Annotated in this window: 16 protein-coding genes and 1 pseudogene; 12 read left to right on the top strand and 5 right to left on the bottom strand. The window is 71.2% G+C overall.

Annotation, left to right across the window (positions count from 1 at the left end):
- The first annotated feature begins 74 nt into the window (after nucleotides 1-74).
- Nucleotides 75-1,007, top strand: coding sequence for a hypothetical protein (locus I6G21_RS00950; protein WP_165869954.1), 933 nt, complete (start codon nucleotides 75-77; stop codon nucleotides 1,005-1,007).
- 39 nt (nucleotides 1,008-1,046) lie between these two features.
- Here the strand turns inward: I6G21_RS00950 and I6G21_RS00945 are convergent, their stop codons facing one another.
- From I6G21_RS00945 to I6G21_RS00925, 5 genes are all read right to left on the bottom strand, one after another.
- Nucleotides 1,047-2,246: a DNA recombination protein RmuC gene (locus I6G21_RS00945; protein WP_129357380.1), complete on the bottom strand. Its 1,200-nt coding sequence runs from the start codon at nucleotides 2,244-2,246 to the stop codon at nucleotides 1,047-1,049.
- A gap of 178 nt (nucleotides 2,247-2,424) precedes the next feature.
- Nucleotides 2,425-3,033: a response regulator transcription factor gene (locus I6G21_RS00940; RefSeq protein ID WP_129357381.1), complete on the bottom strand. Its 609-nt coding sequence runs from the start codon at nucleotides 3,031-3,033 to the stop codon at nucleotides 2,425-2,427.
- Nucleotides 3,030-4,271, bottom strand: coding sequence for a sensor histidine kinase (locus I6G21_RS00935; RefSeq protein WP_129357382.1), 1,242 nt, complete (start codon nucleotides 4,269-4,271; stop codon nucleotides 3,030-3,032). The genes I6G21_RS00940 and I6G21_RS00935 overlap by 4 nt, the downstream gene beginning before the upstream one ends.
- Nucleotides 4,268-5,032, bottom strand: a complete 765-nt coding sequence (locus I6G21_RS00930; protein WP_129357383.1) for an ABC transporter permease — start codon at nucleotides 5,030-5,032, stop codon at nucleotides 4,268-4,270. Before I6G21_RS00930 ends, I6G21_RS00935 begins: the two co-directional genes overlap by 4 nt.
- A gap of 3 nt (nucleotides 5,033-5,035) precedes the next feature.
- Nucleotides 5,036-5,974 carry an ABC transporter ATP-binding protein gene (locus I6G21_RS00925; RefSeq protein WP_129357384.1) on the bottom strand — a complete coding sequence of 313 codons (939 nt, stop codon included), beginning with the start codon at nucleotides 5,972-5,974 and terminating at the stop codon, nucleotides 5,036-5,038.
- Nucleotides 5,975-6,083: 109 nt separating this feature from the next.
- Between I6G21_RS00925 and I6G21_RS00920 the strand changes: the two genes are divergently transcribed.
- The 11 genes and pseudogenes from I6G21_RS00920 to I6G21_RS10870 form a co-directional block, all read left to right on the top strand.
- On the top strand, nucleotides 6,084-6,608 hold the full coding sequence (locus I6G21_RS00920) for an OsmC family protein (RefSeq protein WP_129357385.1): 525 nt from the start codon (nucleotides 6,084-6,086) through the stop codon (nucleotides 6,606-6,608).
- A 109-nt stretch (nucleotides 6,609-6,717) separates the two neighbouring features.
- Nucleotides 6,718-7,779, top strand: coding sequence for a hypothetical protein (locus I6G21_RS00915; protein ID WP_129357386.1), 1,062 nt, complete (start codon nucleotides 6,718-6,720; stop codon nucleotides 7,777-7,779).
- Nucleotides 7,780-7,866: 87 nt separating this feature from the next.
- Nucleotides 7,867-8,952 (top strand): redox-regulated ATPase YchF, encoded by a 1,086-nt coding sequence (ychF, locus tag I6G21_RS00910; protein ID WP_129357387.1) that lies wholly within the window; start codon nucleotides 7,867-7,869, stop codon nucleotides 8,950-8,952.
- 138 nt (nucleotides 8,953-9,090) lie between these two features.
- The gene (locus I6G21_RS00905) at nucleotides 9,091-10,002 is read left to right on the top strand and encodes an Abi family protein (protein ID WP_232238469.1); all 912 of its coding nucleotides are present in this window, start codon (nucleotides 9,091-9,093) and stop codon (nucleotides 10,000-10,002) included.
- A 152-nt stretch (nucleotides 10,003-10,154) separates the two neighbouring features.
- Entirely contained in the window at nucleotides 10,155-10,403 is a 249-nt protein-coding gene (locus I6G21_RS00900) for a FitA-like ribbon-helix-helix domain-containing protein (protein WP_058731353.1), read from the top strand.
- A 154-nt stretch (nucleotides 10,404-10,557) separates the two neighbouring features.
- Complete coding sequence (locus tag I6G21_RS00895) at nucleotides 10,558-10,800, top strand: type II toxin-antitoxin system Phd/YefM family antitoxin (protein WP_129357388.1); 243 nt, start codon at nucleotides 10,558-10,560, stop codon at nucleotides 10,798-10,800.
- 145 nt (nucleotides 10,801-10,945) lie between these two features.
- On the top strand, nucleotides 10,946-11,176 hold the full coding sequence (locus I6G21_RS00890; RefSeq protein ID WP_232238467.1) for a type II toxin-antitoxin system prevent-host-death family antitoxin: 231 nt from the start codon (nucleotides 10,946-10,948) through the stop codon (nucleotides 11,174-11,176).
- Nucleotides 11,173-11,601 carry a type II toxin-antitoxin system VapC family toxin gene (locus I6G21_RS00885; RefSeq protein WP_100463124.1) on the top strand — a complete coding sequence of 143 codons (429 nt, stop codon included), beginning with the start codon at nucleotides 11,173-11,175 and terminating at the stop codon, nucleotides 11,599-11,601. Before I6G21_RS00890 ends, I6G21_RS00885 begins: the two co-directional genes overlap by 4 nt.
- A gap of 76 nt (nucleotides 11,602-11,677) precedes the next feature.
- Nucleotides 11,678-12,634, top strand: coding sequence for an alpha/beta hydrolase (locus tag I6G21_RS00880; RefSeq protein WP_129357390.1), 957 nt, complete (start codon nucleotides 11,678-11,680; stop codon nucleotides 12,632-12,634).
- 31 nt (nucleotides 12,635-12,665) lie between these two features.
- On the top strand, nucleotides 12,666-13,673 hold the full coding sequence (locus tag I6G21_RS00875) for an NAD-dependent epimerase/dehydratase family protein (RefSeq protein ID WP_129357391.1): 1,008 nt from the start codon (nucleotides 12,666-12,668) through the stop codon (nucleotides 13,671-13,673).
- A 303-nt stretch (nucleotides 13,674-13,976) separates the two neighbouring features.
- A pseudogene (locus tag I6G21_RS10870) lies at nucleotides 13,977-14,330 on the top strand (GNAT family N-acetyltransferase); the annotation flags it as partial.
- Between the last annotated feature and the right edge of the window lie 69 nt (nucleotides 14,331-14,399).

Here is a 14,399-nt window from a genome sequence, read left to right as displayed (position 1 = left end):
CTGTGGACGGACGGGGCCCGGGCCGGGGCAGTCCCCAGGCTCGCCCACCGGCGGCAGCGGCTACGCTGGTGCCCATGTCCCACTCCCTCTCCTCCGCGATCCGCGGCGTCCTGGCCGTGCTGCTCGGGCTGGTCGCCGTCGCGCTCGCCGCCCTCAGCGTGGCCCTGTGCTGGTTCCAGCAGGACCTGCAGAACGAGGACCGCTTCGTGGCCACCACGAGCTCGCTCTCCTCGGATCAGCAGTTCCGGGATCAGCTGGTGGACGCCTCCGTGCAGGATGTGATGTCCTCCGAGGTCGTCACCCAGTACCTCGGGGACGGGAACTCCCAGGGGCACCTGTTCAGCGGGCTGAGCAACTGGTTCCACGACAAGGCCGAGGGCATCATGCACGACGCCGCCCAGAAGGCCGCGGACTCGGAGGAGTTCCGCAGCGTCTGGGAGCAGACGGCGCGCCAGACCCACCAGGCCGACTTCGACGGCTCGGACCGGAAGACCCTGGTGGTGGACGCCTCCCCGCTGTACCGGGCCGTGGACGAGCGGGTCCGCTCGGCGATCGGGGTGGACCTGGGCCTGGAGGACGGCGACCACCTCGTGGCGGTGGAGCAGGTTCCCGACGGCGCCCAGGAGGCGCCCGGAGCGGCCTTCATCCGGGTCGGCCAGGAGTGGACCGGGCGCCTGCCGGTGCTCATCACCCTGGCGGGGGTGGCCGCTCTGGCCGCGGCGGTGCTGGCCGGACGCTGGTGGGCCCTGACCCTGGGCGCGGTGTGCGCGGCCTCCGGGCTTGCCACCTGGGGGGCGTTCCTGCTGCTGCACCAGCGGATGCAGGAGGCCGTGGCCGGAGCCGAGGGCGCCGGCGGGGTCGTGGCCCGGCACCTGGTCTCCGCGCTGACGCAGAACCAGCCGAGCTGGGGCCTGACGAGCCTGGGCGTGGGGCTGGGGGCCGCCGTCCTGCTGATCATCGCGCACGTGGTGCTCGCCGCCCGCCGGGGCAACGCCGAGGTGCTGTGACCAGACGCTGAGACCCCGACGAGGCGACGGCCGGGGCGCTCACCGCGGGGGCGTGGTCGGCGGCTGCTCCCGGAGCAGCTCCGGGGCCGTGATCGGCTTGGCCGCGGCCTGCACCCCGGGCACCTCCAGCCGCGGATCCGCGGTGGCCGCCGGATCCAGGTCGCTGATGCGCCGAGCGGTGACCAGCACGCGGGATTCCAGGGAGCCGAGCATCTTGTTGTAGGACTCCACGGAGCGGGTCAGGGCCCGCCCCATGTCCTGCAGGTGACCGCCCACGGTGGAGAGCCTGTCGTAGAGCTGGCGGGACAGGGCCAGCAGCTCGCGGGCATTCTCGGAGACGCTCTCCTGCCGCCAGGACAGGGCCACGGCCTTCAGCGCCGCCAGCAGGGAGACGGGGGAGACCAGGGCGATGCCGCGGGCCGCGGCGTGATCCAACAGGGTGCCGTCCGCTCGCAGCGCCGCCGAGAGCGCGGACTCCACCGGCAGGAAGCACAGCACGATCTCCGGGCTGACCTGGCGGGATTCCCAGTACCGCTTCTGCGCCAGGGCGTCCACGTGGGCCCGCACGGCCTTGGCGTGCTTGGCCTCCCAGGCGGCCTTCTCGGACTCCTCCTGGGCCTCCTGGGATTCCAGGTACGAGCTCAGCGGCGCCTTGGCGTCCAGCACGATCTCCTTGCCCCCGGGCAGGGCGACCACCATGTCCGGGCGCACCGCGCGGTCCGCGCCGTCCCGGTCAGCACCCCGGCCGTGGACCTGCTCGGCGAAATCCACGTGTGAGGTCATCCCCGCGGCCTCCACGACCCGGCGCAGCTGCACCTCGCCCCAGGAGCCGCGGGCACTGGTGGAGCGCAGCGCCGAGGACAGCCCGTGGGTGGTCTCGCGCAGCTCCTCCTGCCCCCGCCGGGCCCCCTCCAGGGCCTCGCGCACCGCGCCGAACTGGTCCGCCCGCTCCCGCTCCATCAGCCGCACCTGCTGCTCCACCGTGGCCAGCTGGGTGCGCACCGGGGCCAGGGCCTGCAGCACGTCCTGATCCCGTGCGGAGCGGGCCTCCAGGGCGTCCACGCGCTCGCGCAGCTGATCCGCGGTGGACGCGGCGCCGGCCAGCTCCGCGCGCAGCCGGGAGTTCTGCTCCGCGAGCCCGGCATCCGAGGATCGGGACCGGCCGGCCAGGAGATACCCGAGCGCGATCCCCAGGAGCAGGGCCAGCATGGCGACGACGATGAGCGAGAGAGGGTCCATGGCCTCCACTGTGCCAGCCCCGACTGACAGATCGAACGCTGGGCCCGCCGAGCCCCGCCCGCCCCGGAAGACCGGAGCACCGAGCCCGCAGACCCGGAAGGTCGGGATCGGAGCGCCAGATCGGGCCCAAGGATCGCGGCCCGGCGTCGCAGCCCCGGTGCGGCTCGTCGGGATCGGCTCAGAGCCAGCCGTTGTCCCGGGCCTGGCGCACGGCCTCGTAGCGGGTGTCCGTCCCGGTCTTGCCGATCACCGCGGACAGGTGGTTGCGCACCGTCCCCGGGCTCAGGTGCACCCGGGCGGCCACCTCGCGCAGCCGGGCGCCGTCCTCCGCGGCCCGGCAGACCTCCGCCTCCCGCTCGGTCAGCGGATTCTCCGGGGTGAACAGGGACTCCTCGGCCAAGGTCGGGTCGATCACCCGCAGCCCGGCGTGCACCCGGCGCACCGCCTCGGCCAGACGATCCGGCGGGGTGTCCTTCACGACGAAGCCACAGGCCCCGGCCGCCAGGGCCCGCTTCAGGTACCCGGGACGCCCGAAGGTGGTCACGATGACCGGAAAGCATCCGGGCACCTCCCGACCCAGGGCCGCACACGCCTCGATGCCGGTGGCCCCGGGCATCTCGATGTCCAGCAGCGCCACCTGGGCCCCGGACTCCCGGGCCGCGGCCTCGACCTCGTCGCCGCGGCCCACCTGCGCCACGACCTCCAGATCCGGCTCCATGCCCAGCAGCGCGGCCAGCGCCCCGCGCACGAGGTCCTGGTCATCGGCGATCAGCACGCGGATGCTCATCTGCTCTCCCTTCCCGTGGTCCGGCCCGCGGGCCTGTCGGCGCTTGCTGCGGCCCGCGACGTCGTGTGCACCCGCACCACCGTGCCGGTCTCCGGCTCCGCCGCGAGGATCTCCAGCCGGCCGCCGGCGGCCTCCGCGATGCGCCGGGACAGTCCCTGCAGACCGTCGCCGCAGCGTCCGGACCAGCCGACGCCGTCGTCGGCGACCTCCAGCAGCCCCCGGGTTACCGTGACCCGGCAGGTGCCCGCCCGGGCGTGGCGCACCACGTTGGTCACGGACTCGCGCAGCGCCCAGGAGAACACCGTCGCATCCGCCCCCGCCGCGTCCTGCGCGGCCTGCGGGTCCGGCAGCTCGGCGCGCACCCCGGCGGTCTCCAGGGCGCGGGCCGCGGCCCGGATCTGACCGGCGAAATCCGGCTGACGCAGCCGGGTCACGGTGGAGCGGACCTCGGCCAGGGCCGTGCGGGAGGTCCGGGAGATCTGCTCCAGCTCGGCCCGCGCCGCCTCCGGATCGGAAGCCAGAAGCCGCGAAGCCACCTCCGCCTTCAGATTGATCACCGTCAGGGAGTGCCCCAGCAGATCGTGGACGTCGCGGGCCACCTGCTCGCGCTCGCGGGCGGCCTGCAGGGCCTCGGCGGTCCGGCGTCGGCCGCGCTCCCGATGCTCCATCAGCGATGACACGATCACCATGCCCGAGCCGATGTACAGGGCCCCGCTGAGGTAGAGCACCCCCTGGGGGCCGGCGCTGAGCGCGGCCGCCCCGGTGGCCCCCAGCACGATGACCGCGGACAGGGGCAGGCCCAGCCGCGGCGTCGTCGTGAACATGACGGTGGCGACGTAGTACGGGGTGAGTCCGGCCAGGGCCTGTCCGCCCAGCACCGCGGCCAGCACCAGGCCGCACCCGATGAGCAGCGCCCACCACGCCACCAGCATCCGCCACGCGGCCCTCTCGGCTCCCTCGTCCACGGTCAGCGGGATGCGCCCGAAGCCCAGCAGGTAGGCGAGCGCGAACAGGACCAGGGTCGCGACGGCCAGGAGGCGCTCGCCGCCGGTCAGATCCTCGCGCAGGATGAGGTTGGCGGGGTAGGCCAGGAAGATCAGCCAGATGCCGGCCTGCAGCATGTTCCCCCAGGCCAGGCCGCCGCGCACCCCGCGGCCGCGGTCCCGGGCGGGAGAGCCTGCGAGGGAGCCGGCGGACGTGCCGGACGCGGAGGGGGTGCGCGGCGTCGTCGGGCTCATCCGCGTCCTCTCTCCCTCGTCAGCAGCCCGGCGCAGACCGCCGCGAAGATCACGGCCCAGGCCACGGTGTTGATGATGGCATACCACAGCGGGTCCGTGACGGAGTAGGGGGCGTCGCTGATGCCCTGGATGCCGTCGGCCAGCGGATACCGGGCCAGCGCGGCCGGACCGTACAGCGGCGTGAACCGCCCGACCTCCAGCAGGGACTGCGGCAGCGGGGAGAAGACGTTGCCGAGGAAGCTCAAGATCACCAGGGCGGTGGAGGAGATGGACACGGCCGATTCGCTGCGGAACAGCTGACCGAAGAGGATCCCGTAGAACCCGAAGGGCAGGGAGACCAGCACGGACAGCGCTGCGGTGCCGATCCACTGCCCCGCGGGCATCTGGGCCGGGGTGAACAGTCCGGCGAGGTTCACGGCCAGCACCGGCAACACGGAGCGCACCAGGATCACCACGGTCTTGGAGAGCAGGAACCTCCCGGGGCTCAGCGGGGTCAGGGCCAGCTGGCGGCCCCAGCCGGTGGACTGCTCGACGACGGTGGACCCGGCGCTGCCGGCGGCCGCGGTGACGCCGCCGTACACGGCCATGCCGATCATCACGTACGCGGCGGTGTTTCCGTCCCCGATCGGGGTGTCCGAGTAGTCCTGGATGGCGCCGAAGATCAGGTAGAACAGCACGGGCAGGGCCACGGAGAAGAACAGGCCGGCGCGATCCGTGAGCACGCGGCGCAGGTCCAGCAGAGTGTAGGTGGTCAGGGACATGGATCAGGCCTTTCCGGGGGTGGCGGCGTCGTGGGGATCCGACGGATGCCCGGCATCCGTCAGGGCGAGGAAGGCATCCTCCAGGGAGGCCGGGGAGATGGCCAGCTCCCGGGCGTCGGTCGCGGTGAGCAGGTGGCGGGCCAGCGCGTCGGAATCCGCGGTGGACAGCCGGGTGCGCGCCCCGTCCCGGTCCGCGGCCAGCACCCCGGGCAGGGTGTACGGGTCCAGGCCCGGGGGCAGCACCGCGGAGACGGTGGCGCCGGCCACCCGGCGGCGCACGACGTCGGTGGGTCCGTCCGCGAGGATGCGGCCCGCGCCCACCATGACGATGCGCTCGGCGAAGTCCTGGGCCTCCTCGATGTAGTGGGTCGCGAACACGATGGTGCGGCCCCGCTCGGCCTGGGCGTGCATGGCGCGCCAGAAGTCGTGCCGGGCGGCGGCGTCCATGCCGGCGGTCGGCTCATCCAGGATCAGCAGGTCCGGGTCCGCCAGCACCGCCAGGGCGAAGCGCAGCCGCTGCTGCTGCCCGCCGGAGCAGGAGCCCACGCGCCGATCGGCGATCCCGGTCAGGTCCGCCTCGGCGAGCACCCGGTCCACCGGCAGCGGGTGGGGGTGGGTCGCGGCGATCATGCGCACCGTGTCCTTCACGCGCAGATCCGGCAGGAGTCCGCCGGACTGCAGCATGGCCCCGACCCGTCCGGCGCGAACGGCGGCCCGCGGCGAGGCGCCGAAGACCCGCAGCTCACCGCCGGTGGGGGTGGTCAGCCCCAGGATCATGTCGATCAGCGTGGATTTGCCGGCGCCGTTGGGTCCGAGAAGCCCGATCACCTCCCCCGGGGAGACGTCGAGGTCCACCCCGCGCACGGCGTGCACGGGTCCGGCGCCGCGGCGGGCGGGGAAGGTCTTGGCCAGGCTGCGAGCCCGGATGGCGTTGTCTGTCATGCCTCCAGCCTCCCGCTGGGGCGGGGCCGGGGCGGATCGCCGGTGTCATGACCTGCCCGTGACATCCGTCAGGGGAATACCCCGCCGCAGCCTCCCGGTTGTGCCGGGCATGAGTGAGAACACGCAGCCCCAGCCCGCCCAGCCCGACGACGCGGCCGACGTCGCCGCCTCCACCGCTCCCTCCTCGGAGGACGCCGCCAGTGCAGCCCGCACCGAGGACCCCGGCTACCGGTCGGTGACCATCGAGCGGATCGGGCAGAAGCGCTACCGCGCGGTCAACGCCGCCGGTGCCACCCTGGACTTCGGGCAGGGGGAGGGCCTGCTCTCCCCGGTGGAGCTGCTGCTGGCCGCGACCGCCGGCTGCTCCGCGGTGGACGTGGACGTGGTGACCTCCCGGCGCACCGAACCGGAGAGCTTCGCGGTGGAGGCCTCGGCGATCAAGGGCACGGACGAGACCGGCAGAGCCCGATTGAACGATGTGGAGCTGAGCTTCCGGGTGCGCTTCCCGGACGACGGGCCCGGTCGGCAGGCCGAGCGCATGGTGCCGCGGCTGGTGGCGCTGTCCCATGACAAGGACTGCACGGTCTCGCGCACCGTGGAGCACCCGACGTCGGTGACCTCCCGGGTGGAGTGAGCTCCGGCGGGCCCGGGGTGGCGGCGTCGGAGGTGGCGTCGTCGTCGGCCCCGGAGCTGCGTGCGGCCGCGGCGGCCATGCTCGCGCAGCGCTTCCGTAGGATGGTGCCATGACAGCGCGGGAGCAGCAGGGTGATCTCTTCCAGACCGATCAGCTGGACGCCGCCCGCGCCCCGCGCACCGGCGCCCAGCTGCGCCGCTTCGAAGACGCCGTGGCCGGGATGCCGCGGATCGGCGGGTACAACGCGTGGCTGGTGCAGGTGCAGCGGCCGGAGGCCCGCCGGGTGGCTACCCAGGAGCGGTGGCGGAAGGTCGGGCGGCGCATCCGTCCCGGGGCGCAGCGGCTGATCACGCTGCAGCCCTTCGGCCCGGTGGAGTTCCTCTACGACGTCACGGACACCGAGGGTCCCACTCCGCCGGAGAGCTTCCACCGTCCCTTCCCGGGGGAGGGCGCCGTGACGCGGGAGGGACTGCGCCGGGTCCTGCTGCGCCTGGGGGCGCTGAACGTGACCCCGGACCTCGCCGAGCAGGCCTCCGCCCCGTCGGTGCGCATGGTCCCGCTGCCACACGCCGAGTTCGGTCCGCCCGGTCAGGGCGAGGTCGCGGCCAGGCCGGGCAGCACCGTGTGGTGGGAGGCGCGGCTGGTGCCCGGCCCGGATCCCACCGCGACCTTCCTGACCCTGGTCAAGGGCCTCGCGGTGGTGTGCCTGGGGCACGTGCGCCACCCCGCGGAGGATGACGCTCAGACCGGCGCCAGGGTGTCGTCGGGCCGGGCGGCCGGTGCGCGCCGGGAGTGGGTCAGTGACGCCGGCGCGGAGACCGAGGCCGAGTCCGTGACGTGGCTGGTGGCTCGGCGCCTGGGCCTGCCGTACACCCCGAGTCAGCTGCACGAGCGGGTGGTGCACGGGCTGGAGCCGATGCCGGAGATCTCCCTGGAGCTGATCGCCCGGGCTGTGAACGACGTCGAGAACGCCGGCGGGCGGGTGGAGCAGCTGGGTCGGCTGCTGCGCACCCCGGATGCCGATGCCGACGCCGCGGACGGGTCGGGTAGGGCGGGCTCGGCCTCGCGGCGGGGGCGCTCGCAGGACCGGAGTGCGGGGAGACGGGGCGCGGCGGAGCGCGCCGCAGACCATCCCGCGGGTTTCCAGGATGTTCCGCTCTTCGAGCTGTGACGGCGCGGCGTCGTCGTCCGGAGCCGGCCGGCACGCGCCGGGAGGGGCGGCGGTGCGGGGCCGGGCGAGCCGGTAGAGTGGGCTGACGTGGCACTGACTATCGGAATCGTGGGACTGCCCAACGTCGGCAAGTCGACCCTCTTCAACGCACTGACCCGCAACACCGTGCTCGCCGCGAACTACCCGTTCGCGACAATCGAGCCGAACGTGGGCGTGGTGAACCTGCCGGATGAGCGGCTGGGGCGTCTGGCGGAGATCTTCCACTCGGAGCGGATCCTGCCGGCCACCGTGTCCTTCGTGGACATCGCCGGGATCGTCAAGGGCGCCTCCGAGGGGGAGGGGCTGGGCAACCAGTTCCTGGCGAACATCCGCGAGGCCGATGCGATCGCCCAGGTGGTGCGCGCCTTCGAGGACCCGGACGTGGTGCACGTGGACGGGAAGATCGACCCGGCCAGCGACATGGAGACCATCAACACCGAGCTGATCCTCGCGGACCTGCAGACCCTGGAGAACGCCATTCCGCGCCTGGAGAAGCAGGTTAAGATCAAGAAGGGCGACCCCGCCCAGCTCGAGGCGTACCAGACCGCCCAGAAGATCCTGGAGTCCGGGGAGACCATCTTCCGGGGGGCTGCCTCCGCCAAGCTGGACACCACCCAGCTGCGGGAGCTGAACCTGCTGACCGCCAAGCCCTTCATCTACGTGTTCAACGCCGATGACGCCGTGCTGGCCTCCGAGGAGCGCCAGGCGCAGCTGCGCGAGCTGGTGGCCCCGGCCGAGGCCGTGTTCCTGGACGCCAAGCTCGAGGCGGACATGGTGGAGCTGGACGAGGAGGAGGCCCGCGAGATGCTGGAGATGTCCGGGCAGGAGGAATCCGGCCTGGACAAGCTGGCCCGCGTCGGCTTCTCCACCCTCGGCCTGCAGACCTACCTGACTGCCGGGCCGAAGGAGGCGCGCGCCTGGACCATCCGCCGGGGGGACACCGCCCCGCAGGCCGCCGGCGTCATCCACTCCGACTTCGAACGCGGCTTCATCAAGGCCGAGATCGTCTCCTTCTCCGACCTGGACCAGCTGGGCTCCATGGCCGAAGCCAAGGCCGCCGGCAAGGTCCGCATGGAGGGGAAGGACTACGTGATGGCGGATGGGGACGTGGTGGAGTTCCGGTTCAACGTGTGAGCTCACTGGGCTGACATGGTCGGCACCGCCTGCTCTTGCGAGAGCCCCTGCGACCGGGTAAGGTGAGAGCACCAAGACCGGTTCCGCCTACTTCGCTAGGCCCAGGGCCGGTCCTCATTTTACCCTCAGGCGGTGTTCGTGGGTGAGAACGTCAAGGCGTACAAGACGTATGCCGAGCAGGTGGAGATCCTAGCCGGGCGTGGCATGGACATGGGAGACCGAGACGCCGCGGCCGAGACGCTTCGCAGAGTGAACTACTACCGTCTTAGCGGTTACTGGTACCCGTTTCGGAGGCAGGCACCTTCCGGTCGCTGCGATGACTTCCTCGTTGGGTCGCGCTTCAGTGATGTCGTCGCGCTGTACGATTTCGATATGAATCTCAGGGCGGCCACCCTCGCGGCCCTGGCGCCGATCGAGCTGACCATCCGAGCGCTGCTGGGCCACGAGCTCGGCCGCATCGACCCGTGCGCGCACCTCGAGCCGTCGAAGCTCGGCCCCACCGCCCGACAAGGTGACCGCTACCCGACGTGGCTTCGTCGCTACAAAAAGGAACTGAGACGGTCCCGCGAGGACTTCGTCGCCCACCATCACGCAAAATATGGCGGGGTGCTGCCGGTATGGGTGGCAACCGAACTCATGGACTGGGGGAGCCTGACCTACCTCTACGGATTTTCTCCCCGGAATGTTCAGGAGGCCGTTGCCGGAGCGTGCGAGCTCAGAGCACCGCAGCTGGCTAGCTGGCTCAAAGCACTCAATCTCGTCCGCAATATCTGCGCACACCACGGGCGACTGTTCAACCGTGTCCACACGATCACACCAAAACTGCCGCAGGCCGGACGTCACCCGGACCTCGACATGGATTCGCAGGAATGGAACCGTACGTTCGCCCAGCTCACGCTCGTCCAATTCTTGTTGGACCGGCTGGGCTTAGGAAGAGGCAGGATTCTCCCCGCCGTCGTGAAGACCTTCCCCACCGTGGCGATCGTTCCCCTCTCCCACATGGGAGTGCCTGACGGCTGGGAGGAGATTCGCCTGTGGGCTACGAGCTGACCGTGTGAGCTTTGGGCATCCCGAACCGCGCGCGAGCGGGGGGCTCTCGCTGCGAGAGGACGGCGGTCTCGTCGTTCCCTCGAGCGATGGAATCCCTAGCGAGGGCCCTCGCCGGACGCTAGCGTGACTGATAGCAGAGGAGGTGGCTCCCGATGGCATCCATTATCGTGCGGGATCTTGATGACGCCGTGAAGGAGCAGATCGGCACCCAGGCGAAGGAGGACGGTCGGTCCATAGAAGCCGAGGACCCCGCTATCCTCAGCAGAGCTGCCCGCAGGCCTCACATCGGAACCGCTCTGCTGACCGCCGCACAGGATGTCGGCGGAGTCAACGATTTGCCGACCCCGGTGCGCGATGACCTCGCGCGGGCGATGATGTTCTTCGACGGCGGCGGGGGATGAGGTGGAGCTCGGCTTTAACATGTATGCCGGATTGGAGGATCCTCCGTCCGCCGTGGCTCCACTGGGGTGATCCCGATGTCGCTCTGACCGAAACCGCTCGCGGAGCCTCGAGTGCGGACCCATCTGAAACGAGTTTCTGGGCTACTCTCTGTTCATGGAGATCCCTGCAACCAAGGCGCGCGATCAGCTGGGTCGGCTCATCGACCTGGCGCACAGCGAGCCCGTATATCTCACGCGCCATGATCGGCGGGTGGGTGCGATCGTAGATGCCGACACCCTCGATCGGCTGACGGCGGCGGCCGAGGAGCTCGAAGATATCGCCGCCTACGATGCGGCGAAGGCCGAGGAGGGGGAGAGCGTCACGCTCGACGTGCTTCGACACGAGCTCGGCCTGTGACCTACACGGTTCGCATCATATCCGCCGCGTGTCGCCAGATCCGCAACCTCATCCACGATGACGCCCCCTCGTCATGGCCGTCGCGGCCGCCGGAGCCGAATAAGGTGTAGGTACGTACCTACAGGGGGTGTTGACCATGACGACGATGAGCGCACGGGAGTTCAACCGGGATGTCAGTGCGGCCAAACGCGCCGCCAAGAACGGGCCGGTGGTGATCACCGATCGTGGTCAGCCTGCCTACGTGCTGCTCACCATCGAGGAGTACCGCGGGTTCGCGGAGGATGGGCCCGACCTGGGCGAGCGCCTGAGCATGGACGATGACATCGACGTCGACTTCGAGCCGCTTCAGATGGAGCTGAAGGACCCGGAGCTGTGAGGTGCCTGCTGGACACGAACGTCATCAGCGAGCTGCGCCGGTCGAAGAGTCGCGCGGACCCCTCGGTGCGTCAGTGGGTATCCCAGCGCAGGCCCTCCGACCTCTACCTCTCCGCCATCACGGTGCTGGAGGTCGAACTCGGGATCACCCGCGTGGGTCGGCGCGATCCCTCGCAGGCCGCTCGGCTTCAGACGTGGCTCGAGGAGGACCTGCTGCCCATGTTCAGCGGCCGTGTGCTGCCGGTCGACGTTCCCGTGGCGCGGCGGGCGGCTCGGCTCCACGTGCCCGATCCGCGACCGGAACGGGACGCGCTGATCGCTGCGACCGCAGCGGTGCACGGTCTGACCGTGATCACGCGCAACGTCGCGGACTTCCAGCCGATGGGCGTCGCGCTGATCAACCCCTGGGACAGCCCCCGCGGGTGAGGCCTTCCCTCACCGATGCTCCGGTGACACCATCGACACATACCGCCCTTCCGCGAAGACACCGAGGGGACCGAAAATGACCGAGCGCCTGCGCCCCTCCGCGCTGCATCCGCAGCTGCGCCCGGTCTTCCGGTTCGTCCCCAACCCGCCCGTCAACCGTCCGCTGCTGCTGCGGCTGATGCAGGCGGGCAGCGCCCGGGTGTGGGCCCCCAGAAGACTGCCGGACGGGATGCGGCATCGGTTCCACCAGCTCTGGCCGGGCGCGGGCGTGCATGTGTTCACCCCCGCCGGAGCACGCGAGCGGGCCGGAGTGCTGTGGATCCACGGCGGCGGCTTCATCGTCGGATCCGCCGCCCAGGACCACGGCCGCTGCGCCCGGCTGGCCCGGGACCTCGACGTCGTCGTCTACTCCGCCGAATACCGGCTGGCCCCGGGCGCGCCCTTCCCCGCACCGCTGGATGACCTGCACGCGGTGTGGCGGCACCTCCTCGAGCGGGCGGGGGAGGACGACGTCGACCCGACCCGTCTGGCCGTTGCCGGGCAGAGCGCCGGCGGGGGACTGGCCGCAGCCCTCGTGCAGCGCATCCACGACGACGGCGGGCAGCAGCCGGCGGCGCAGTGGCTGTTCTGCCCGATGCTCGATGACCGCACCGCCGCCGACCGCTCCCTCGACGGCATCCGGCACTACCTGTGGAACAACACCTCCAACGCCGTCGGCTGGTCGGCCTACCTCGGGCGGGAAGCCGGTGCGCAGTCCGTGCCCGACTACGGGGTGCCCGCCCGCCGGGAGGACCTGACGGGGCTGCCGCCCACGTGGATCGGCGTCGGGGACATCGAGCTGTTCTATGACGAGGACCGCCGCTACGCCGAGCGGCTCATCGACGCGGGCGTGCCGACCGCCCTCGAGGTCGTTCCCGGCGCTCCGCACGCCTTCGAATCCCTCCTCCGTGGGACCCCGGTCACCAAGGCGTACCTCGCCGCCTCCGAGTCCTGGCTCGCCCGGCACCTCCAGACCCCGGCGTCCGAGCGCTGAGAACCACGCTTAACGTAAGGAGAACCGCACCATGAGCGTCGTCGTCGTCACCGGAGGCACCGGCTTCCTCGCCGGATGGACCATCCGCCTGCTGCTCGACCAGGGCCACACCGTCCGCGCGACCGTCCGGCAGGAGGCCAAGGGGCAGGCCGTGGTGAAGATGCTCGCCGAGGAAGGGGTGAACACGGAGAAGCTCTCCTTCGCCACCGCGGATCTCGGGTCGGCCGCCGGCTGGGCCGAAGCCGTCGAGGGGGCCGACGTCGTCCTGCATACCGCCTCCCCGCTGAGCGGCGAGAACCACCAGGACCCGAGCCTCGTGCCGATGGCTGAGGCCGGAACCCGCCACGTCCTGGACGCCGCGATCGCTGTCGGGGTGGGCAAGGTCGTCATGACCTCCTCGGCCGCGGCGGCCTATCCCAGCCCCGCCGACCTCGGGCGGACCATCGACGAGACCTACTGGACCGGCCCGCAGGACCGGCGCATCACCCAGTGCATGCGATCGAAGGTCGTCGCCGAGAAGGCGGCCTGGCAGATCATCGCACGGCAGTCGACGACGACCCTCACCACGATCCTGCCGGGGGCGATCCTCGGGCCGTTCATGGGCGGGCGCGGATCGAGCACGGACCGGCTGTTCACCAGCATCCTGCGCGGGGCACCCAGCCCCAAGGCCACCTACCACGCCGTCGACGTCCGCGACCTCGCCGCCCTGCACCTCTTGGCCATGGCCGACGAGCAGGCCGACGGGCAGCGGTTCCTCGCCCAGCCCGGGCGGATCACGATGCCGCGGATGGCCCGCCTGCTCCAGGACAGTCTCGGCGAGCAGGGCCGGAGGGTCAGGACGATGACGATCCCCGACCTCGTCATCCGGCTCGGCGCCCGCCTCAGCCCGACCATGGCGGTGATGAACACGCTGATCGGCCCGCAGCCGACCTACGACGCGACCAAGGCATCCCGCCTCCTCGGGTGGCAGCCCCGCCCCGTGGAGGACACCGTCTTCGACGCCGCCGACTACCTCCTGGACCACGGGCTGGTGGGGTAGCGACCTTCGCGGAGGGGCACGACGTCGTCCTTCCGACCCCTGGAGTGCAACATGTACAAGTTGCGAGATTCTGGGACATCTACCACGAAGAACTCATGATCCTCATGCTCAGGGTCGGGCACCGCCGAGAGGTGTACCGATGAACGACTCCGTGCCGGCACACCGGCGAGGAGACGGCCCACTCCTTCCCGCTCCTGCCGATGCCCGTCGGCCCCTGGTGGCCGACGTCGGCGCAAGCGCTGATGAGGACGAGCGCCGCGCTTTGCTCTGAAAAACCCATGCGCTGGGGCGTACCGTAGATCCATGACTGGCCCTCCATGCATCCTCGGCCCACTGACCTGGCGGGACCTGCACTCCCCGAATTTCCTCGCCCTCCTGCACCGGGCGGCTGAGCTGCCGGAAGCCGAGCTTCAGCGGATCCGCGATGAAGAGCTTCCCGGGATGGAGCTCCTTGCCGCGCGCAGATGGGATGAGCTCGTGGGCTTCGCCGCCGCCAGCATCCGGACCCAGCAGATCGAGCTGGAATACCTCGCTGTAGCGCAGGACGCGACCGGTGGTGGCATCGGCTCAGGACTGCTCAGTCGCCTCCGAGAAGCCCACGGGGGCGTACGGATCGTCGCCCACACGGATGACGACGCCGTGGACTTCTACCGTCGCCTCGGTTTTCGCATCTCTGCTGCGGCGGCGGATCCACGGTGGCCGACCAGTCGTCGCTATCGCTGCGAG

The sequence above is a fragment of the Rothia kristinae genome (assembly GCF_016028855.1).
Classification (GTDB): Bacteria; Actinomycetota; Actinomycetes; order Actinomycetales; family Micrococcaceae; genus Rothia; species Rothia kristinae.
The sequence above is the reverse complement of the archived record's forward strand: the minus strand, read 5'-3'. Positions and strand labels throughout refer to the sequence as shown.

Excerpts from the sequence above, each read along its gene's own strand:
- I6G21_RS00950 (WP_165869954.1), top strand. The coding sequence starts at position 75 with ATGTCCCACTCCCTCTCCTCCGCGATCCGCGGCGTCCTGGCCGTGCTG.
- I6G21_RS00945 (WP_129357380.1), bottom strand. The coding sequence starts at position 2,246 with ATGGACCCTCTCTCGCTCATCGTCGTCGCCATGCTGGCCCTGCTCCTG.
- I6G21_RS00940 (WP_129357381.1), bottom strand. The coding sequence starts at position 3,033 with ATGAGCATCCGCGTGCTGATCGCCGATGACCAGGACCTCGTGCGCGGG.
- I6G21_RS00935 (WP_129357382.1), bottom strand. The coding sequence starts at position 4,271 with ATGAGCCCGACGACGCCGCGCACCCCCTCCGCGTCCGGCACGTCCGCC.
- I6G21_RS00930 (WP_129357383.1), bottom strand. The coding sequence starts at position 5,032 with ATGTCCCTGACCACCTACACTCTGCTGGACCTGCGCCGCGTGCTCACG.
- I6G21_RS00925 (WP_129357384.1), bottom strand. The coding sequence starts at position 5,974 with ATGACAGACAACGCCATCCGGGCTCGCAGCCTGGCCAAGACCTTCCCC.
- I6G21_RS00920 (WP_129357385.1), top strand. The coding sequence starts at position 6,084 with ATGAGTGAGAACACGCAGCCCCAGCCCGCCCAGCCCGACGACGCGGCC.
- I6G21_RS00915 (WP_129357386.1), top strand. The coding sequence starts at position 6,718 with ATGACAGCGCGGGAGCAGCAGGGTGATCTCTTCCAGACCGATCAGCTG.
- I6G21_RS00900 (WP_058731353.1), top strand. The coding sequence starts at position 10,155 with ATGGCATCCATTATCGTGCGGGATCTTGATGACGCCGTGAAGGAGCAG.
- I6G21_RS00895 (WP_129357388.1), top strand. The coding sequence starts at position 10,558 with ATGGAGATCCCTGCAACCAAGGCGCGCGATCAGCTGGGTCGGCTCATC.
- I6G21_RS00890 (WP_232238467.1), top strand. The coding sequence starts at position 10,946 with ATGAGCGCACGGGAGTTCAACCGGGATGTCAGTGCGGCCAAACGCGCC.
- I6G21_RS00880 (WP_129357390.1), top strand. The coding sequence starts at position 11,678 with ATGACCGAGCGCCTGCGCCCCTCCGCGCTGCATCCGCAGCTGCGCCCG.
- I6G21_RS00875 (WP_129357391.1), top strand. The coding sequence starts at position 12,666 with ATGAGCGTCGTCGTCGTCACCGGAGGCACCGGCTTCCTCGCCGGATGG.